Here is a 19,351-nt window from a genome sequence, read left to right on the forward strand (position 1 = left end):
CGGCGACTGCACCGATCCGGTCCGCCCTGACGGAACGTTGACGGGGTGCGCCCTCACCGGTGGACGGGCCGCCTCCCCGCACCGCTCCCCCGGACCGGCTACACCTCGATCTGCGCGCCCATGATCACCGTCCGGTCCCGGGGCAGGCCGAAGTACTCGGCGGCGTCGGAGGTGATGTAGGAGGTGGCGATGAACAGCCGCTTGCGCCAGGGCGCCATCGTCGGCTGCTCGCCCCGACGGAGCTCGATCTTCGACAGGAAGTACGACGCCTGGTCGAGGTCGAGCGTCCCCTCGGTGTCGGCCGGGTCGAGCAGGGCCAGCGTGGCGGGCACGTCCGGCGTCTCCATGTAGCCGTACCTGGCGGTGACGTGGACGATCCCGTCCTCGCCGTAGCCGAGGCTGTCGACCACGCACCGCTCCTCCACCGGGACGCGCGGCACCGGTTCGGTGCTGATCGACAGGATGACCAGCTGGCCGTGCCGGACGTGGTTGTGCTCGACGTTGGCGCGCAGCGCCAGCGGGGTGGTCTCCTTGCCCCGGTTGAGGAAGACCGCGGTGCCGGGGACCAGGGCGGCCGGCACCCGCCCGTCGTGCAGCTGGTCGACGAACTCCCGCAGCGGGCCCTCGCGCCGCTCCCGCTCGGCGGTGACGGTCCGCCGGCCGTGCTGCCAGGTCGTCATCACGGTGAACACGGCCAGGCCGATCAGCAGCGGCAGCCACGCGCCGTGGAAGAACTTGGTGGCGTTCGCCGCGACGAACAGCAGGTCGACGGTGAGCAGCGCGGTCGCGCCGACGGCGAGCAGCCAGAGCGGCGTGTGCCAGCGGGTGCGGGCCAGGTAGAAGAACAGCAGGGTGGTGATGGTGATCGTGCCGGTGACGGCCATGCCGAAGGCGAAGGCCAGGGCGGCGGAGCTGCGGAAGGCGAAGACCAGCGTGAGCACGGAGACCATCAGCAGCCAGTTGACCCACGGGACGTAGATCTGGCCGATCGTCGACTCCGAGGTGTGGGCGATCCGCAGGCGCGGCAGGTAGCCGAGCTGCGCGGCCTGGGAGGTGACCGAGTACGCGCCGGTGATCACGGCCTGCGAGGCGATCACGGTGGCGGCGGTGGCCAGGAGCACGATCGGCCAGCGGGCCCAGCCCGGTGCCAGCAGGAAGAAGGGGCTGCTGATGTTCGCCGGGTCGTCCAGGATCAGCGCGCCCTGTCCCAGGTAGCTGAGGATGCACGCGGGGAACACCAGGAACAGCCAGCCCCGGGTGATCGCGGGACGGCCGAAGTGCCCCATGTCGGCGTAGAGCGCCTCCGCCCCGGTGACCGCGAGGACGACCGCGGCGAGCGCGAAGAACGCCGTCCCGAAGTGCCCGACGAAGAAGCCCAGCGCGTACGTCGGCGACAGCGCGCGCAGGATCTGCGGGTGCGCGGTGATGCCGCGCACGCCGCACGCCCCGACCACGGTGAACCAGAGGATCATCACCGGCCCGAACACCCGCCCCACCGCCGCCGTGCCCCGGCGCTGCGCCAGGAACAGCAGGACCAGGATGCCCGCCGTCAGCGGCACCACCGCGTCCTTCAGGGAGGGCTGGACGACCTCCAGGCCCTCCACGGCGGACAGCACCGAGATCGCCGGGGTGATCATGCTGTCGCCGAAGAACAGCGCCGCGCCGAAGATCCCCAGCACGGTCAGCACGGCCGCCGCCTTCCGCCCGGCCTTCGCGCCCGAGCGCCGGATCAGGGTGATCAGCGCCATGATGCCGCCCTCGCCGTCGTTGTCGGCGCGCATCGCCAGCAGCACGTAGGTGACCAGCACGACGACCACCACCGACCAGAACACCAGCGACACCACGCCGTACACGTTGTCCGTGCTGACCGGCACCGGGTGCGGGTCGTCCGGGTCGAACACCGTCTGGAGGGTGTAGATCGGGCTGGTCCCGATGTCCCCGAACACCACCCCCAGTGCCCCGACGATCAGGGCCAGGCGGGCGGGGCCCTTCACTGCGGGATGCAGCGCGGGGGAACCGCGATCGGTCATAGCGACGGCCTTCTTTCGGTCATGCTTCGCCCTACTCGGTCAAGTCCTGAACGGGTTCGAAGCTACGGCAGTACGGTGCCGCCGCACCGCCTACCCCGCCGACGGAACCGATCACCTCCGGACGACGGACGGCCGCGGAGAGCGCCCCGCCGGGCGTCGGCCGCGCCCTGCCGGGCCTCCGCCGTGCGCCGCCGGGCCTCCGCCGCGCGGCGCGTTCCGCCCGCACCCCCTCCGCCCGGTCCGGGTGCCCGGTTCCGGGGCTCCGGCCCGGTCCGCGGCACTAGCATGGGGGCCGCCGTGGGGAGCGGCGCCGTGGCGAGGGGCGGGGAGATGCAGCAGCTGGTCGAGTTGGCGATGCCGGACGGGCAGACGGTCTGGGCGCTGGTGGACGGCCCGTCGGGTCCGCGCGACACCGGGCTGGGCGACCAGCTGGCCACCCGGCTGGAGGGGTTTCAGGAGTCGCTGCACGCCGTCGCCGCCAATGTGCGCGACGCGGTCGCGGCGGTCCGGCCCGACGAGGTGTCGGTCGAGTTCGGGCTGGAGCTGGCCGCCGGGCGCGGCGGTGTGGTGGCCGCGCTGACCGGTGTCGGCGGGAAGGCCACCTTCAAGGTCGCCCTCAAGTGGACCTCCGGCGGCCCGTCCGCCGAGCGGCCCCCGGCCGAACAGCCCCCGGCCGAGGAGCCGGACGAGCCGGGCGGGTCCGACGGGCCGGACGCGCCCGGCAGGTCCGGCGGGTCCGACGAGCCCGGCGGTTCCGGTGCGCCCGGCGGTTCCGGTGCGCCCCGCGGCCCCGCCGCCGGGGCCTGAGCGCGGCGGGGGCCCGCGCCCGATGCGGAACTTCGATCCGCTGACCGCCCTGCAGGCGCTGCTGGAACGCTGCCGGGTCCGGGTGGACGGCCGGACCGAGGGCAGCGGGTTCTTCGTCGCGCCCGGCTTCGTGCTGTCCTGCGCCCACGTCGCCGGCGGCGCGGCGGGCGAGCGGGCCTGGGTGGAGTACGAGGGCGCGGCGCACCCGGCCACGGTGCTCGCCGCCGCGCCGGACGCCGCCGAGGCCGCCGGTCGACCGCTCTACCCGTTCCCGGACCTGGCGCTGCTGGAGCTGGCCGACCCGCCGCCCGGCCACCCGTGCGTCTGGCTGGATCCGGAGGCGCCGCCGTCCGGGACGCGGGTGACGGCGACCGGTTTCACCCGCGACCTCGGTCCGCGGACGGCCGTCCTGGCAGCGGGCGGCCGGACCGGGCAGCCGGGGCGGGCGATGCTGGAGCTGGTGGCGGGCGAGGTCAACCCGGGGCTGTCGGGCGGGCCGGTGCTCAGCCACCGTTCGGGCGGGGTGACGGCGGTGGTGAAGGCCACCCGGCAGGAGGACAGCGCGATGGGCGGCTACGGGGTGCCGGTGTCGGCGCTGCGGCTGCTCGACCCGGCGGCGTACCGGCGGGTGCTGTCCGCGCACGACCGCTTCCACGCCGTGGACGCCCGCTGGCGCTCGCTCGCCGACGCCCCGCCGTCCACCGGGTACGAGGACGGACCCGCCGCCGCCCGGACCGCCGGACGGTTCGCCGCCCGGACCGCCGAACGCGCCGCGGACCGGGCGTTCCTGGCGCTGCTCGCCGAACTGCCCCCGGACTCCGCCGCCGACCTGCGCGCCGCGTTCCTGCGCGCCGCCCCGCCGGGCACCTTCGAACCGGACCTGCCGCTGCTCGACCGCCGCGACGTCTACCAGGAGCTGGCCGCCCGGGTCACCCTCGGCGGCGACCACCTGACGCCCGAACTCGCCTACTGCGCCGACCTGGTGCGCGCCCTGCCCGGGGACGCGCCGCTCACCCGCGCGCTGCGCGACCGGGTGCTGATCCGGGCCGGGGAGACCGGCCGGGGCGAGGCCGCCCGGCAGCGGATCGACAGCAGCCCGCCGTCCGCCCTGCCGCAGCACCCGTCCCGTCCGGCCGCTGCGGTGCGCCCCTCGGTGATAGGCCGGGTCCGGCACTCGCTGCGCGACCGCAGCCGCTACCACGTGCGGGTGTGGCAGTTCCGCGGCGCGGAGGAGATCGTCCCGGCCGGCCCCGAGTCCGCCGAGCTGACGCTCCCCCAGGCGCTGCGCCTGCTGGCCGAGTCGCTGCCGCCGCAGATCGAGACGGTGGAGGCGCTGGAGGCCCTGGACGGGGCGGCCGGGCGGCCGGCGCTGGTGGAGCTGATCCTGCCGCACGAGGCCCTGGACGAGGACTACGCGGGCTGGCGGCTCTGGCCGGAGCTGGAGTGGTGGACGCTGGGCCGCAAGCACCGGCTGGTGGTCCGCCCGCTGGAGCGCCACCAGGAGCCGAGGCTGCACCGCCCCTGGCTGATGCGCTGGGAGCACCTGGCGGGGCAGTCGCTCGACCGGGCGCTGGTCTGCGTGTGCGGGCGCGGCCGGCAGCAGCGTCCGCAGGCGCTGGACGCCGCGTTCAACACCGCTCCGGAGCTGGCCGCGCTGGTCCTGGCCGGGGCCCCGCGCGGCGGTGCGCTGGCGCAGGCGTTCCGGGTGGCGGTGGCCTCCGGCGTGCCGGTGATGCTGTGGGAGCGCGGCACCGACCCGCGCCCGCTCGACCAGGGCGCCTGCGCCACCGGCTGCACCGCCCCCGGCCGGGGCGACTGTCCGGACGGCCGTTTCCTGCGCGCGGCCCGCACGGCACTGGCCGACACCCACCGGGACGCCGCCCCCGACCGGATCCGCGACCTGCGCAACGAGGCCGAGCTGCACGAGGCGGAACGGCACCCGGGCCCGGACGCCCCCGACGCCCCGCTCGGCGACCGGGTGGTGCTGCTCTGGGACGACCCGGCCCGCCAACTGCCCCGCACCCGGCTCGCCCCGGCCGCCCCCTCCCCGGTGACCGCCCCCGCCCCCTCCACCGCATCCACCGCCCCCGCCCCCGCCCCTGCCACGGAAGGACTCCCGCGATGACCCTCTGGCGCATCTACCAGGGCGTGGACCGACCCCACGACCGGATCGCCGACCTGCCGCCCCCGCCGCCCTGGCGGGAGTTCGACGGCGGCCGGGACGGCACCCTGGCCGCCGTGGACCGCGACGCGGTCGGCGGTGGCCGCCGCCGCCTGCCGCACCGGGCCGCGTACCGGGCCGACGAGCGCACCGTCGACGCCGTCAACACCGCGCTCTACCTGCGCCGTCCGCTGCTGGTCAGCGGCGACCCGGGGGTCGGCAAGTCGACCCTGGCCGACGCGGTGGCCCGCGAACTGCGGCTGGGCCCGGTGCTGCGCTGGTCCGTCAACAGCCGCACCACGCTCCGCGACGGCCTGTACCGGTACGACTCGCTGGGCCGCCTGGAGGACGCCGGCCTGGCCCGCCACCGGCCCGACGCCCCGGCCGGGGCGTCCGACGCCACTGACCTCGGGCGGTACGTCAGCCTCGGCCCGCTCGGCACCGCGCTCGCCCCGTACGCGCTGCCCCGGGTGCTGCTGGTCGACGAGATCGACAAGGGCGACCTGGACCTGCCCAACGACCTGCTGGACGTGTTCGAGGAGGGCGGCTTCGAGATCCCGGAGCTGACCCGGGCCGCCGACCAGCAGCCGACCGTCGCGGTGCGTCCGCACGACGGCGGGCCGGCAGTGCGGGTGACCCGCGGGGCGGTGCAGTGCCGGGCGTTCCCGTTCGTGGTCCTGACCAGCAACGGCGAACGGGAGTTCCCGCCCGCGTTCCTGCGCCGCTGCATCCGGCTGCACCTGCCGTCGGCGCACCAGGACGGCGCGCGGCTGCGCGCGATCGTCGAGGCCCACCTGCCGGGCGCGGGCGCGGCGGCCGAGGCCGCCGTCGGGGCGTTCCTGTCCCGGGCCGCGACCGGGGAGCTGGCCACCGACCAACTCCTCAACGCCGTCTACCTGTTGGCGCCGTCCGCCGGGGCGGCCGGGCCGGACCGGGACCGCCTGCTCGACCTGGTCATGCAGCACCTCAACGACGCCCCGCCCGGCCGGCCGTGAGCGGCGTCCCCGGCCCGGGACGGGACGCCGTCCACCGCCTGGCCGCCCTGCTCACCGACCTCACCGGTCCGGACGGCCCCGCCCCGACCGGGCGCGAACTCGCCGACCTGCTGTGGCTGCACGCCCGCCTCGGCGGCGGCCCGTCCCCCGCTCCCGGGGAGGTCGACACCGCCTCGGTCAGGCTCCAGCGGCCCGGCGTCCACCGCCCCGTCCCCACCGACCGGGCCGACCCCCGCCCCGCGCGGCGGGATCCGCTCCCCGCCCCGCGCCGCCCGCTCCACCTGCCCGGCCCGGCGCCCGCCGCGGGCACCCCGCCGCTGTCCGCCTCGCCGGTCCGGGTCGGCACCGACCGCGCCCTCCCCCGCCGCCGCGAACTCGCCCGCGCGCTGCGCCCGTTGAAGCGCGGCGTGCCGTCCGCCGACCGCACCGCGCTGGACGAGGACGCCACCGCCGAACGCCTCGCCCGCGACCCGCGCTGGTGGCCGGTCCTGGTGCCCGCCGTCGAACGCTGGCTCGGCGTCCGGCTGATCGTCGACGCGCACGGCGACAGCGCGGCGCTGTGGGAGCCGCAGGCCCGCGAACTCGCCACCCTGCTGGCCGATTCCGGCATCTTCCGGGACGTCCGGCTGCACCGCCTGACCGGCCCCGACGCCCCGGAGGACGACACCGCCGCCCGGCCGCCCGGCCGCACCGCCACCTTCGTCCTCACCGACGGCGTCCACCCCGACTGGGCCGGGCCGCGCCTGCGCGCCGCCCTGCGCCGCTGGGCCCAGGCCGGGCCGACCGCCGTCCTGCACACCCTGCCCGAACACCTGTGGGCGCAGACCGCGTTGGCCCCCGAGCCCGGCCGCTTCCGCACCGCCGCCCCCGCCGACCCGCACCCCCGGTTCACCCCGTACGCCCTCGTCCCGCCCCCGCAGCCGCCCGGCACCCTCGCCGTGCCGGTCCTCGGGCTCTCCCCCGAGTGGCTCGCCCCGTGGGCCCGCGCCACCGCCGGGCCGCACGCCTACGACGCGCCCGCCGTCCTGCTCGCCCCCGGCCGCCCGTCCCGGCCGCCGGCCGGACCCCCGGCCGACGACCGCCCCGCCCTGCCCACCGGCGACTTCGACTCCTTCCTGGCCCAGGCCCAGCCCCGGGTGTTCCGGCTCGCCGCCCTGCTGTCCGCCGTACCGCTCAACTTCGGCGTGATGCGGCTGGTGCAGTCCGCGCTGCTGCCCGACAGCCCGCCCGCCGACCTCGCCGAGATCGTCTTCAGCGGCCTGCTGCGCGCCGTCCCGGACGATCCGTCCACCGAATCCCTGGGCCGCGCCTACGAGTTCGCCCCCGGTGTCCGGGAGCGCCTGCTCGCCACCCTGCGCCGCGACGAGGCCCAGCAGGTGGTGGACACCGTCTCCGCGCACCTGGCCGCCCACGCCGCCGTGCTGGGCGCCCGCTTCACCGCGCTCTTCCCGGACCCGGACGGCCCGCTCACCCTCCCCGCCGGCGCCCGCCCCTGGGCCCACACCGGTGCCCCCGTGCCCGTCCCCGCCCCGGGCCGCCGCTTCTTCCTCCGCGTCATCGGGGCCGCCGTCCCCGGCGAGGGCGAACCCGACGCGGCCGGCCTGTTCAGGGCGGCCGCCCGGGTCGCCACCGGATTCGGCCGGCTCGGCTACCAGCAGGCCGGGCCGACCGGCGACGGGAGCGCCGTGGACGTGCTGCGCGCCTGGGCGCGGCAGGTCCGCCTCGGCCCCGGGGACCTGGTGGCGGTCTACCTGGCCGGCCACTCGATGGCCGCCTTCGGCCAGCAGGCCGAACTCCTGCTCCCGGACGGCCTGTCCGCCACCCGCCCCCGCCGGATCCGCCGCGTCGGGCTGGAGGAGTTCCGCCGCGCCTTCGGCCGCCTCGGCCGTCTGCTCCTGATCGTCGACCAGCACCCGCTGCGCGCCGGACCCGCCACCCCGCCGCCGGGGAGACCGGCCCTCACCCTGCTGGTCCGCAACTCCCCCGCCCCGGTCTTCTCCGAGAACGTGTCCGGCCTGCTCACCGCCTTCGCCGTCGGCGTCTTCGAGTCGCCCGAGACCGGGGTCCACCTGCGGGAACGCCTGCACATCGGCACCCTCGCCACGGCGGACACCACGGACGACCTGCTGCCGTTCTTCACCCCCGGGGCCGGGCCCGCCGAAGCGCGGGAGCCCGAACCCGCGCACCTGCTGGACGCGTTGGTGTCCTGGCTCACCGGTGGCCGCCACGACACCGCCCCGCGGGAGTTCCACACCACCACGCGGCTGCCGCTGGCCACGGTCCTGCGCTGCCTCGGCCCGCTGACCGACCGCGTCCGGCAGGTCCGCGTGCCCGGCGAGGGCCTGGACCCCGCCCGGCGGTGGGAGGAGCTCGGCGAGCGGATGGGGCTCGAACGACCCGACCGGGAGGCCGTCCTGGAGCACCTGGCCCTGCACCGCACGGACCTGCTGCTGATCCTCAGCGCCCGCCGACCGGACGGCGGAGCCCCGCCCCGGCCCGACGAGTTGCTGTCCGCCCTGACCGGCGTCGGGGCCCGCATCCTGCTGGTCGACCCCCTGGCCACGCCGACCCCCGGCGCGGTGCCGCTCCGCCCCGGCCGGGACGAGTCGCTGATCTGCGACGCCGTCGACGGCGGTCACCGCCTCGAGTCCGTCGACCGGACCCGGGCCGCCGACGCCTACCGGCTCGCCCTGGACCTCGCCCTGGCCGCCGGGAGCCACTGGTGGGCGGTCGTGGCCACCGCCGCGCTGGACCGGCTCGGCGCCCCGCACTCCACCCCGCACCCGGCCCGACTCGACCGAATCCAAGGCGCGTTCACCACCGTCCCGGGTGCCGCCGACGCGCTGCTCGACCTCACGGACCTGATCCGCTCGACTCCGGCCGGCCTGGTGGAGCAGGTCCACGCGCTCCTGCGGGCCCTGATCGGCCACCGCCGGGACCCGGCCACCGGCATCCACCCGGTCGTCGACCCGGCCGTCCTGGACGGCCTCGACCGCCGGGACCGCGCGGTCGTCCGCGACTGGATCGACAACGAGCTGGTCGAGGCCGCCGCCCCGCACCGGGCCCGGCTGCTCGAACTCGCCACGATCCTCGACACCCCGGTGATCTCCTCCGACCCGGCCCTCCCGGACGGCCCGCTGGGCCGGTGGGTGACCCGCCTCGTCCCGCACGCCGAACCCGACGGAACCCTCCGGCTGCTGCCGCGCCCCGCGCCCGCCCCCCGGCCGTCCTCCGCCGACCTGGGCCACCTCGCGCAGCGCAACTGGCGCTGCCCGACCGAGGGGTGCGCCCGCTACGCCCCCGGCCCGACCCCGCCGCCGCTGCCCAGCGTCGAAGGGCTGGACGCCGTCTGCACCGAACACCGCACCCCCCTGCTCCCCGCCGCCCCCCGCCCGGCCGTCGCCCACCTCAAAGCCGTCACCGACCAGTTCTGCTCCGGCCAGTTCACCGTCGAGGAGGGGTCCTCGTTCCCGCTCTCCCTCTCGGTCGACAGCGCCCCCCTGCTGGTCTCCTTCCAGGACGGCGCCGTCACCGTCCGGGCCACCGACATCGGCGCCCGCTACCGCCTCCCCGGCCCCGGCGCCCCGGACTGGCAGGACCTGATCCCGGACGAGCCGCTCCCCTTCCCGCCCGGCACCCGGATCGCCCCGGCCCCGGACGTCACCCTAGTCCGCACCGGCACCCCCCTCCCCGGCGAACCGGCCCCGCCCACCGTGCCCTGACCAGATGCGACAGCACTTGTACAAGCGCTGTTACAGTGCCCCGCGTGACCGAGACCCCCGCCCCCGCCGGCCCGGTCGGGCCCGCCGACCCAGACGACCGAGACGACCGACACGACCCAGCCGGCCCCGTCGACCCCACCGAGCTGAGCCTCTGGCGCCCGCTCCGCCTGCTCCAGGCGTCGATGGACGAGGAGATCGGCCGGGTCTACGCCGAGGTGCCCGTCGAGGGGCTGCGGCCGAGTTTCGTGCCGGAGCTGCTCCGGCTGCACGCGCGCGGGCCGATGACCATCACCGAGCTGGCCGAGTCGGTGCGGCACACGCACTCGGCGCTCAGCCAGAAGGTGGCCGCGATGCGGCGGGCGGGCTGGGTGGAGACCGCGCCCGGGGCGGACGCCCGGAGCAAGGAGGTCGCGCTGACCGCGAAGGCGCGGGAGGTGGTCGGCCGGCTGGCCGCCGAGTGGGAGGCCACCGAGGCCGCGCTCGCCGAGCTGGAGGCCGAAATCCCGTACCCGCTCAGCCGGGTGGTCGAGGACATCGAGCGGGCACTGGCCCGCCGCAGCTTCCACGAGCGGATCCTCGGACGGCTGGCCGGTGACCCGCGGTGGCGGTGACCGGCCGCCGGCTGCTGCTCGACGTCGCCCCGCTGCGCGAGTCGCCCGCGTTCCGGCGGCTGTGGCTCGGCGGGACGGTCTCCGGCCTCGGCGGCCAGATGGCGCTGGTGGCCGTCGTGTTCCAGGTCTGGGAGCACACCCGCAGCACGGTGTGGACCGGCGCCGTGGGCCTGGCCCAGGCGGTGCCGCTGCTGGTTCTCGGGCTGTTCGCCGGCGCGCTGGTCGACCGTTCGGACCGGCGGACGCCGTACCTGCTGGCCACCGCCGGGCAGGCCGGGTGCGCGCTGCTGCTCGCGGCCCAGGCGCCGCTGGGGTACCTCCCGCCCGCCGGGGTGGTCGCGCTGGTGGCGGGGCAGTCCGTCTTCGTCGCGGTCGCGGGCCCGGCCGCCCGGACCTTCCCGCCCCGGCTGCTCCCGCCCGGGCAGTTGGCGGCGGGCCTGGCCCTGAACCGGGTCGCGTTCCAGGGCGCGATGCTGCTCGGCCCGGCACTGGGCGGGCTGCTGGTGGCGTGGGCGGGCGTCGGCGGCTGCTACCTGGCCGACGCGCTCAGCTTCGCGGCCGCCCTGTACGCGACCCTCCGCCTGCCCCGGATGCGCCCGGACGCCGCTCCCGGCACCGCCCGGGCGGGCCGCGCGGGGCTGCGCGACGTGCGGGACGGCCTGGCGTTCCTGGCCCGGACGCCGGTCGTCCGCGCCGCGCTGCTCACCGACCTGGCCGCCACCGTGCTGTCCATGCCGATCAGCCTGTTCCCGCTGGTCAACGCGGAGCGGTTCGACGGCGGCCCGCGCACCCTGGGGCTGTTCCTGACCGCGATCGCGGCGGGCGGCGTCGCCGCCTCCGTCCTGTCGGGGGCGTTCACCCGGCGGCCGCACCAGGCACCGGTGATGCTGGCCGCCGCCGCGGCCTGGGGCGTCGCACTGGCCCTGTTCGGCCTGGTGTCGAGCCCGTGGCCGGGGCTGGGGCTGCTCGTGCTGGCCGGTGCGGCGGACACCGTGTCCGTGGTCGCCCGCGGCACCGTCGTCCAACTGCACACCCCGGACGCGCTGCTGGGACGGGTCGGCGCGGCCGAGCAGGTCGTCGGACAGGCCGGACCGGACCTGGGCAACCTGCGCGGCGGCCTGGTCGCCTCCGCCACCTCGGGCACCACCGCCCTGATCAGCGGCGGCCTGCTCTGCCTCGCCGCCGTCGCCCTGATCGGAACCGCCACCCCCGGACTGCGCCGCCCGCCCGATCCCGGGGAAATCCGTTGTACACCGTAGAAGGACTCCTCTACGGTGTACAACGCGCGGTCGACCGGCCGCGCCCGCCGTCCCCGGGAGCCCCCTTGTCACAGCCGTCCGTCCCCCCGACCGCCGCTCCGCACCCGCGGCGGTGGGTCATCCTGGCGGTGGTCTGCCTGGCCACGCTGGTGGTGCTGCTCGACAACACCGTGCTCAACGTGGCCGTCCCCTCCCTGACGGAGGACCTGGGCGCGGGCACGGCCGACGTCCAGTGGATGATCAACGCCTACGCGCTGGTCCAGTCCGGCCTGCTGCTGACGGCCGGCAGCCTGTCCGACCGGTACGGGCGCAAGCGGGCGCTGCTGGTGGGTCTCGCGCTGTTCGGCCTGGGGTCGACGGCGGCGGCCCTGGCCCAGTCCTCCGGGCAGCTGATCGCCGCCCGGGCCGGCATGGGCATCGGCGGCGCGCTGCTGATGACCACCACGCTGGCGGTGGTGATGCAGGTGTTCCACGGCCCCGAGGTGCCGAAAGCGGTCGGCATCTGGGGGGCGGTCAGCTCGCTGGGCTTCGCGGGCGGCCCGCTGCTCGGCGGCGCGCTGCTGGCGCACTTCTGGTGGGGCTCGATCTTCCTGGTCAACATCCCGGTGGCGCTGCTCGGCCTGGCCGCGGTCGCCCGCCTGCTCCCGGAGAGCAGGGACCCGTCGGGCCGCCGGCCGGACGTGCCGGGCGCGGTGCTGTCCACCGTCGGCATGGTCGGCCTGGTGTACGCGATCATCTCCGGGCCGGTGCACGGCTGGGGCTCCGGCCCGGTGCTGCTCGCGGCGGTGGCCGGCCTGGCCGCGCTGGCGGCCTTCGTCGCCTGGGAGGCCCGCACCCCCACCCCGATGCTGGACATGGGCTTCTTCCGGGACAGGCGCTTCAACGGCGCGGTGGCGGGCGGCATCCTGGTCGCCTTCGGGATGGCCGGCTCGCTGTTCCTGCTCACCCAGTACCTGCAACTGGTGCTCGGCTACCGGCCGTGGGAGGCGGGCCTGCGGATGTCGCCGCTGGCCCTGGTGATCGTGCTGCTCAACCTGTCGGGCGTGGGCGCCCGGCTGCTGCCGAAGATCGGTTTCGCGGGGGCCGTCGCCCTCGGCATGGGCCTGCTGGCCGGCGGCCTGGCCCTGCTCGCCGCGATGGGCTCGGGCCACGGGTACCCGGGACTGCTGGCCGGGCTGCTGCTGATGGGCTGCGGCATCGCGGTCGCCGGCCCGGCGATGGCGGCGGCCGTGATGGGCGCCATCCCGCCAGAGCGGGCCGGGGCCGGTGCGGGCGTGCAGGGCACGATCACCGAGTTCGGCGGCGGTCTGGGCGTGGCGGTGCTCGGCGCGGTGCTCGGCTCGCGCTTCGCGGCGGGTCTGCCGGAGGGCGTCCCGACCGCGGCGGCGAAGTCGCTGCCGGAGGCCCTGGCCGCCGCCCCGGGCGAGGCCGCGCGCGGCGCGGTGCGGAGCTCCTTCGCCCACGGGCTGACGTCCAGTCAGCTGATCGGCGCGGCGGCCGTGCTGCTCGGCGGTCTGCTCTCCGCCGCCCTGCTGTACCGCGCCGACCGCCCGGCCCCGGCCGGCCCCGCGGCCCGGCCGGAGCCGGAGGCCGTCCCCGCCCCGCACTGACCTCCGCCCCCTCCGGCCTCCTCCCCTCCCTTCCCTCCGGCCCCCGCCGGGCCGGTCCGGGCCGGTCCCCCGCCGGGCCCGTGCTCGCCGCACGGGCCCGGAGCCGTACCGTGGTGGCACCCCGTCGAAGCGAAGGAGCAGCGTGGCCACCAAGCGAGCCTCGCAGGTCAAGAAGAGCGTGTGGCTCACCCCGGGGCCGGTGCGCGGCCGCCGTTCCCCGCGCGCGGGCGAGGGCGGTCCGGGCAGCCTGGACCGTGAGGTGATCGTCGCCGCGGCGGTCCGGCTGCTGGACGCGCAGGGCGAGGCGAAGTTCTCGATGCGCGCCCTGGCCGCCCGGCTCGACGTCACGCCGATGTCCCTGTACTGGTACGTCGCCGACAAGGACGACCTGCTGGAGCTCGCCCTGGACGTGGTGGCAGGCGAGATGGTGCTGCCCGGGGCGGGGGACGGCACCGACTGGCAGTCCGGCCTGCGCGCCCTCGCCGTGACGTGGCGGGCCGCGATGCTGGCGCACCCCTGGGCGGTCCGGATCTACGCCGACTACCTGAACATCGGGCCGAACTCGGTCCGCTTCTCGGCCCGCGCCCTGGAGATCGCCCGCGCCTCCCCGCTCTCCGGGACGGACGCGATGGCCGCCCTCTCCGCGATCTTCCAGTACACCTACGGCTTCACCTCCACCGAGGTGAACTGGGCCGAGAAGGCCGCCGAGGCCGGCACCAGCACCGAGGAGCTGGTCGAGGAGATCACCGAGGCCGTCCGCGACCTCCCGGGCCTCGCCGACTCCGGCGTCCTCCCCGACCACCCCCGCGAGCCCGAACACCTGCTCCGCGAGCGCGAGTTCCACCGCGCCCTGGACTGGCTGCTCGCCGGCATGCAGGCCGACCTCGGCTGACCGGTCCGACCCGGCCGCCCGGTCCGCCCGGCCGTTCGGGCGCCGCGGCCCTACTGCGGGGTGTCCGGTCCGGGGGGCACCGGGCCGGTGCTCTCCCGCTGGACCAGGCGGGTCGAGAGTTCGACCCGCGGCAGGTCGACCTCCTCGCCGTCGACCAGGCGCAGCAGGGTGCGGGCGGCCATCGCGGCCATGTCCTGGAGCGGTTGGCGGACGGTGGTGAGCATCGGGTCGCTCCAGCGCGTGACGGGGACGTCGTCGAAGCCGACGATGCTGATGTCCTGCGGGATGCGCAGACCCCGTTCGCGCAGGGCGGTGTACGCGCCGAACGCCTGGAGGTCGCTGGCGGCGAAGACGGCGGTCGGCGGGAGCCCGCCGGCGGCGGCGGTCTCGTCGAGCAGGTCGGTCAGTTGGCGCCGACCGGAGGCGTCGTTGAACTCCCCGAAGCGCAGCCAGCCGTCGGGGACGGCGAGTTCGGCGCGCTCCATGGCGGCCCGGTAGCCGTCCGCGCGGGCCCGGCTGCACAGCAGTTGGCGGGGGCCGGCGAGGTGCGCGATCCGGCGGTGGCCGAGGCCGATGAGGTGGTCGACGGCGGAGATCGCGCCCGCCCAGTTGGTGGCGCCGATGGTGGGCACTCCGGCGTCCGCGCTGCCGACCGGGTCGACGAGCACGAACGGCACCTTCAGCGCGGCGAGCCGGGCGCGCTGACGCGGGGTCAGGTCGGAGACCACCAGGATGGCGCCGTCCGAGCGGCGGCCCGCGATCTGCTCCAGCCACTCGCCGGTGCCGGTGCTGCTGCCGTGGACGGCGGAGAGCACCATGCTCACGCCCGCTTCGGCCAGGGCCTCCTGCGCGCCCCGGATGATCTCGATCGACCATAGGCTGTCCAGCTCGTTCATGACCAGGTCGACGATGCCGCCGCGGCGGCGCGGACGGCGGCGCTGGTAGTGGTGCCGGTCCATGATCTCCTGGACGCGTTCGCGGGTCGCGGCGGAGACGTCGCTGCGCCCGTTGAGCACCTTGGAGACGGTGGCGTTGGAGACACCGGCCTCGGCGGCGATCTCGCCGATCGTCACCTTGTGTCGTGCCTGGCCCGCCATCTGCCGTCCGTTCCTCGTGGTCCGCGGTCCGGGGGCGGCCGGTCCGCCGGCCCCGCCCCGGGTCACAGCAGGATAGTGCGCGCGGCCGCGGGGCGGGTCAGTGCTCACCGTGCTGCCGTCCCACCCGCGCTGGAGCCGGAACCGGGGCCGGGGCGCGGTAGACGGGGTCGGAGAACACGGCGGCCATCCGGGCGCCGGTCAGGTCCTGGGCGCACACGCCGGTGAAGGCGCCGGTGAATCCCCAACCGGTGTAGTGGCCGGTGCTCTCGTCGCCGACGGTGGCGTAGTCGTCGGAGAGCCGGGCGGCGTCCAGCCGGGGCCCGACGTCCTGCCAACGCGGCCCGGGCCCGGTGCCCTCCCGGTCCGGCCCGCCGCCGTCGGCCTCGGCCTCGGCGTCGCTGTCGCTGTCGTCGCCGACGGCGGTCCAGGCTGCCCAGGCGAACCGGGCGTCCGCGCCGCGCACGTCGAGCCGCAGCCGCAGCGGCCCGGCGCCGACCGGGACGGGGGCCGTCGGCTCCCGGTACCTGCCGCGGTCGCAGACGCCGAGGCGCAGCACGCGGCCGAGCGCCTCGTCCCAGCTGAGGTGCAGGTAGTGCCAGAGCTCGGTGTTGTAGAGGTGCACGAGTCCGGCGGCCTGGCGGGGCGAGCGGGGGTCGGCGTCCACCGTGGCCTCGAAGCGGAACTCGGTGTGCGCGCAGCGGCGGGCCAGCAGGCTCTGCCGGTGCCGGGAGGACAGCGACTCCTCGCCGCGCAGCAGCAGCCGCCCGCGGTCGAGCGAGATCCAGTCGGGGCCGGGGTGGCGGCGCAGGGTCATCCACGCGGGGCCGGGCCGGTCGGCACCGAACCCGACGGCCTCCACCGCACCGCCGGTCTCCACCGCACCGCCGGTCTCCACCGCACCGGCGGCATCCACCGCACGGAAGGCCCCGGCCCCAGCGGCACCGGCGGCCCCGGCACCGGTGGGGGCCGCGGAGCGGGTCGCGGCGGGGGCGGGCACCTCGACGGAGGGGGCGTTGCCGCCACCGGCCAGCCGGGGCCAGCCGTCGGCCGTCCACTCGATCCGCTGGATCGCGCTCTCCCGGCCCAGGACGCAGGCACCGAGCGGGGTGAGCGGGCGGGCGGCGAGGTGGGCGAGGTACCACTCGCCGTCCGGGGTCTCGACCAGGCTGCCGTGGCCGGCCTTCTGGAGTTCCAGCTCGGGCCGGCCGGCGGAGGTGAGCAGCGGCCCGGCGGGGTCGGGTTCGTAGGGCCCGGTGAGGGCGCGGGAGCGGGCGACGGTGACGGCGTGCGCCCAGGAGGTGCCGCCCTCGGCGGTCATCAGGTAGTACCAGCCGCCGCGCCGGTACAGGTGCGGCCCCTCGGTGCAGCCGAGCGCGGTGCCGTCGAAGACGCGGTGCACCGGTCCGGTGACGCGCCGGGCGGTCCGGTCGTACTCCTGCAGCAGGATGCCGGAGAACGGGTTGGCGCCGGGCCGGTGGTCCCATTCCAGCCAGAGCAGCCAGCTGCGCCCGTCGCCGTCGGGGCCGTCGTCGTGGAACAGCGAGGGGTCGAAGCCGTGCCCGGGCAGCGGCGCGGGGTCGGACCACGGGCCGTGCGGCGTCGGTGCGGTGACCACCTGGTTGCGGACGTCCTTGTAGGCGCCGGTCAGGCTCTTGACGTCGGAGTAGACGAGGTGGAACCGCCCGTCGGCGTACGACAGGCAGGGGGCCCAGACGCCGCCGGAGTCGGGGACGCCGGTGAGGTCGAGCAGCCTGCTCTCGCCGAGGGCGCCGCCGAGCGGGCGCCAGCTGACCAGGTCGGTGGAGTGGTGCAGGGTGACGCCGGGCAGCCACTCGAAGGTGGAGGTGGCGAGGTAGTAGTCGGCGCCGACGCGCAGGATCGACGGGTCGGGGTGGAAGCCCGGCAGGACGGGGTTGCGGATCGTCGCGGGCGGGCCGGCCTGCGGTGCGGCGTCGACCCCGCCGGCGGCTGCGGTCGGTGCGGCGGCGGTCATGGGGCTCCTCGGGTCGGACGGGCGGACGGGGTGCGAGTGGACGGGCGGGAACGGACGGAGGGGCCTGGGAGCGGGCGGGCGGCTCAGCCCTTGACCGCGCCGGCCATCACGCCGGCGACGATCCGGCGCGCGAGGACGGCGAACAGCAGCAGCACGGGCACGACCGAGACGACCACCCCGGCGAGCATCAGGGTGAAGTCGGTGTAGTACCCGGCGGCGAGCTGGTTGAGCGCGATCTGCACGGTGCCGTTCTCCGGCGGCAGCGCGATCAGCGGCCAGAAGTAGTCGTTCCAGGCGAACATGAAGGTGAACATGCCGAGCACGGCGGCGGTGGAGCGGACGCCCGGCCAGGCGACGTGCCGGAAGGTGCGCAGCGGGCCGGCGCCGTCCATCCGGGCGGCTTCGATCAGCTCGTCGGGGATGTTCTCGGTCATGGCCTGCCGCATCCAGAACACGCCGACGGCGGAGACCAGGGCGGGCACGATCAGCGCGGACAGCTTGCCGTACATGCCCATGTCGGTGACGAGCAGGTAGAGCGGGATGATGCCGAGCTGGGTGGGCACCATGACGGTGCCGATGACGGCGACGAGCAGCGGGTTGCGGCCGGGGAAGCGGAGTTTGGCGAAGGCGAATCCGGCCAGCGAGGAGAGCAGCACGTTGCTGACGGCGGTGCAGGCCGCGACGGTGACGGAGTTGCCCATCGCCTTCCAGAAGTCGACGGTATCGAAGACCCGCCGGACGTTCTCCAGCAGGTGGCCGCCGGGGACCAGGGAGGGGGTGGCGCCGGAGAGGACCGAGTTGTCGCCGTGCGAGGCGACGACGAACGTCCAGTACAGCGGGAAGACCGAGGCGAGGACGACGGCCGCGAGCAGCAGGTAGGCGAGCGGTCCGGCGCTGTCGTGGCGGCGCGGCCCGGTCCTCCGGGCGGGCGGGCGGGCGGCGGCGGGCGCGGCGGGGCGGACGGGCGTGTCGGTGGTGGTGGCCATGGTGGCTGGTCTCCCTGGCGGTGGGTCAGCGGCCGGAGCGGCGGACGAGGAGGGCGTTGACCGCGGCGATGACGGCGATGATCAGGAAGAGCACCCAGGAGACGGCGGAGGCGTAGCCGGCGTCGTTGTTGACGAAGCCGTACTTGTACAGCATCAGCGTCAGGGTCTGGAACTGGTGCTCGGTGCCGCCCTCGGCGTTGCCCTGCTGGTCGAAGAGCATCGGCTCGGCGAACAGTTGCAGGCCGCCGATGGTGGAGATGACCACGGTGAACAGCACGGTCGGCCGGATCGCCGGCAGGGTGATCTTCCGGAAGGCCAGGAACCGCCCGGCGCCGTCGACCATCGCCGATTCGTGGAGTTCGCGCGGTACGGCCTGCATCGCGGCGAGGTAGATGAGGGCGTTGTAGCCCGTCCAGCGCCACATCACCATGAAGCTGATCGCCAGGTGCGAGCTCCAGGTGTCGGCCGTCCAGTCGATCGGGTCGCTGATCAGGCCGGTCTGCTCCAGCACCCAGTTGACGACGCCGAAGTCGCGGCCGAAGAGCTGGGAGAAGACCAGGGCCACGGCGACGACGGACACGTACTGCGGGACCAGGACCAGGGCGCGCCAGGTGGTGCGGGCGCGCAGGCGGCGGTCGAGCAGCCAGGCGACGGCGAGGGCGAGGAGCAGTTGGGGGGCGGTGGAGAGCAGGAAGATGCTGAGGGTGTTGAAGGTGGCGGTGTAGAAGTCGGGGTCGGCGAGGAGTTCGCGGAAGTTGTCGAGCCCGGCGAAGCCCGCGTCGCCGGTGAGCCGGTTCCAGTGGTGCAGCGAGACCCAGCCGGTGTAGACGAGCGGGTAGAGCCCGAAGATCCCGAAGACCAGGAAGAACGGGGCGATGAAGCTGTAGGCGGGCAGGTGCCGCAGCGGGTTGCCGCGGCGTCGCGGCCCGGCGGGCCGGGCGGGCCGGGCGGGACGGCCCGGGCCGGTCGCGGCGCCGGGGCTGGTGGTGGCCGCCATGGCGTACTCCTCGGGGTGGGGCGGGCGGACGGGCGGGGCCCGGGCCCGGTCCGCGGCGGGGGCGGACCGGGCGGGGAGTGGTCCGGGGCAGCGCCCGGAGCGGGACGGGGGCTGCCCCGGGGTCGGGGGTGCCGCCGGACGGCGGCCACCGGGCCGCAGGCCGCGCGCGGCGGGCGCGGCGCGCGCGGCGG

General features: G+C 76.4%; 13 protein-coding genes. 8 read left to right on the forward strand and 5 right to left on the reverse strand.

Features of this window, described 5'->3' with window-relative positions:
- Nucleotides 1-98: 98 nt before the first annotated feature.
- Nucleotides 99-2,030: a potassium transporter Kup gene (locus K353_RS28705; protein ID WP_111556422.1), complete on the reverse strand. Its 1,932-nt coding sequence runs from the start codon at nucleotides 2,028-2,030 to the stop codon at nucleotides 99-101.
- Between the two features lie 330 nt (nucleotides 2,031-2,360).
- On the opposite strand from K353_RS28705, the gene K353_RS28710 reads away from it, so the two are divergent.
- The 8 genes from K353_RS28710 (at nucleotide 2,361) to K353_RS28745 (ending at nucleotide 14,087) form a co-directional block, all read left to right on the forward strand.
- Nucleotides 2,361-2,837, forward strand: a complete 477-nt coding sequence (locus tag K353_RS28710; RefSeq protein WP_111556423.1) for a CU044_2847 family protein — start codon at nucleotides 2,361-2,363, stop codon at nucleotides 2,835-2,837.
- A gap of 22 nt (nucleotides 2,838-2,859) precedes the next feature.
- On the forward strand, nucleotides 2,860-4,962 hold the full coding sequence (locus K353_RS28715) for a trypsin-like peptidase domain-containing protein (protein WP_146616591.1): 2,103 nt from the start codon (nucleotides 2,860-2,862) through the stop codon (nucleotides 4,960-4,962).
- Complete coding sequence (locus tag K353_RS28720; protein WP_111556425.1) at nucleotides 4,959-5,993, forward strand: MoxR family ATPase; 1,035 nt, start codon at nucleotides 4,959-4,961, stop codon at nucleotides 5,991-5,993. Before K353_RS28715 ends, K353_RS28720 begins: the two co-directional genes overlap by 4 nt.
- Nucleotides 5,990-9,715 carry an SAV_2336 N-terminal domain-related protein gene (locus K353_RS28725; protein ID WP_111556426.1) on the forward strand — a complete coding sequence of 1,242 codons (3,726 nt, stop codon included), beginning with the start codon at nucleotides 5,990-5,992 and terminating at the stop codon, nucleotides 9,713-9,715. The genes K353_RS28720 and K353_RS28725 overlap by 4 nt, the downstream gene beginning before the upstream one ends.
- A gap of 44 nt (nucleotides 9,716-9,759) precedes the next feature.
- Complete coding sequence (locus K353_RS28730) at nucleotides 9,760-10,326, forward strand: MarR family winged helix-turn-helix transcriptional regulator (protein WP_233533889.1); 567 nt, start codon at nucleotides 9,760-9,762, stop codon at nucleotides 10,324-10,326.
- Nucleotides 10,323-11,585, forward strand: a complete 1,263-nt coding sequence (locus K353_RS28735; RefSeq protein ID WP_111556446.1) for an MFS transporter — start codon at nucleotides 10,323-10,325, stop codon at nucleotides 11,583-11,585. The genes K353_RS28730 and K353_RS28735 overlap by 4 nt, the downstream gene beginning before the upstream one ends.
- A 65-nt stretch (nucleotides 11,586-11,650) precedes the next feature.
- Nucleotides 11,651-13,195, forward strand: coding sequence for an MFS transporter (locus tag K353_RS28740; protein WP_111556427.1), 1,545 nt, complete (start codon nucleotides 11,651-11,653; stop codon nucleotides 13,193-13,195).
- A 142-nt stretch (nucleotides 13,196-13,337) separates the two neighbouring features.
- Complete coding sequence (locus K353_RS28745; protein ID WP_111556428.1) at nucleotides 13,338-14,087, forward strand: TetR/AcrR family transcriptional regulator; 750 nt, start codon at nucleotides 13,338-13,340, stop codon at nucleotides 14,085-14,087.
- A gap of 50 nt (nucleotides 14,088-14,137) precedes the next feature.
- On the opposite strand, the gene K353_RS28750 is transcribed toward K353_RS28745, so the two are convergent.
- The 4 genes from K353_RS28750 to K353_RS28765 all read right to left on the reverse strand — a co-directional run bounded on the left by K353_RS28750 (nucleotide 14,138) and on the right by K353_RS28765 (nucleotide 19,160).
- The gene (locus K353_RS28750) at nucleotides 14,138-15,184 is read right to left on the reverse strand and encodes a LacI family DNA-binding transcriptional regulator (RefSeq protein WP_111556429.1); all 1,047 of its coding nucleotides are present in this window, start codon (nucleotides 15,182-15,184) and stop codon (nucleotides 14,138-14,140) included.
- A 97-nt stretch (nucleotides 15,185-15,281) separates the two neighbouring features.
- A complete protein-coding gene (locus K353_RS28755; protein ID WP_111556430.1) occupies nucleotides 15,282-17,177 on the reverse strand; it encodes a glycoside hydrolase family 43 protein in 1,896 nt (631 codons plus the stop codon).
- Between the two features lie 83 nt (nucleotides 17,178-17,260).
- Nucleotides 17,261-18,163 carry a carbohydrate ABC transporter permease gene (locus K353_RS28760; protein WP_111556431.1) on the reverse strand — a complete coding sequence of 301 codons (903 nt, stop codon included), beginning with the start codon at nucleotides 18,161-18,163 and terminating at the stop codon, nucleotides 17,261-17,263.
- 25 nt (nucleotides 18,164-18,188) lie between these two features.
- Nucleotides 18,189-19,160 (reverse strand): carbohydrate ABC transporter permease, encoded by a 972-nt coding sequence (locus K353_RS28765; protein ID WP_111556432.1) that lies wholly within the window; start codon nucleotides 19,158-19,160, stop codon nucleotides 18,189-18,191.
- Nucleotides 19,161-19,351 lie beyond the last annotated feature (191 nt).

Source organism: Kitasatospora sp. SolWspMP-SS2h (assembly GCF_003259315.1).
In the GTDB taxonomy this organism is placed as follows: Bacteria; Actinomycetota; Actinomycetes; order Streptomycetales; family Streptomycetaceae; genus Kitasatospora; species Kitasatospora fiedleri.

What these genes read in the sequence shown, in the direction of transcription:
- K353_RS28720 (WP_111556425.1), top strand. Translation starts at nt 4,959, where the DNA reads ATGACCCTCTGGCGCATCTACCAGGGCGTGGACCGACCCCACGACCGG.
- K353_RS28715 (WP_146616591.1), top strand. Translation starts at nt 2,860, where the DNA reads ATGCGGAACTTCGATCCGCTGACCGCCCTGCAGGCGCTGCTGGAACGC.
- K353_RS28710 (WP_111556423.1), top strand. Translation starts at nt 2,361, where the DNA reads ATGCAGCAGCTGGTCGAGTTGGCGATGCCGGACGGGCAGACGGTCTGG.
- K353_RS28705 (WP_111556422.1), bottom strand. Translation starts at nt 2,030, where the DNA reads ATGACCGATCGCGGTTCCCCCGCGCTGCATCCCGCAGTGAAGGGCCCC.
- K353_RS28760 (WP_111556431.1), bottom strand. Translation starts at nt 18,163, where the DNA reads ATGGCCACCACCACCGACACGCCCGTCCGCCCCGCCGCGCCCGCCGCC.
- K353_RS28765 (WP_111556432.1), bottom strand. Translation starts at nt 19,160, where the DNA reads ATGGCGGCCACCACCAGCCCCGGCGCCGCGACCGGCCCGGGCCGTCCC.
- K353_RS28755 (WP_111556430.1), bottom strand. Translation starts at nt 17,177, where the DNA reads ATGACCGCCGCCGCACCGACCGCAGCCGCCGGCGGGGTCGACGCCGCA.
- K353_RS28750 (WP_111556429.1), bottom strand. Translation starts at nt 15,184, where the DNA reads ATGGCGGGCCAGGCACGACACAAGGTGACGATCGGCGAGATCGCCGCC.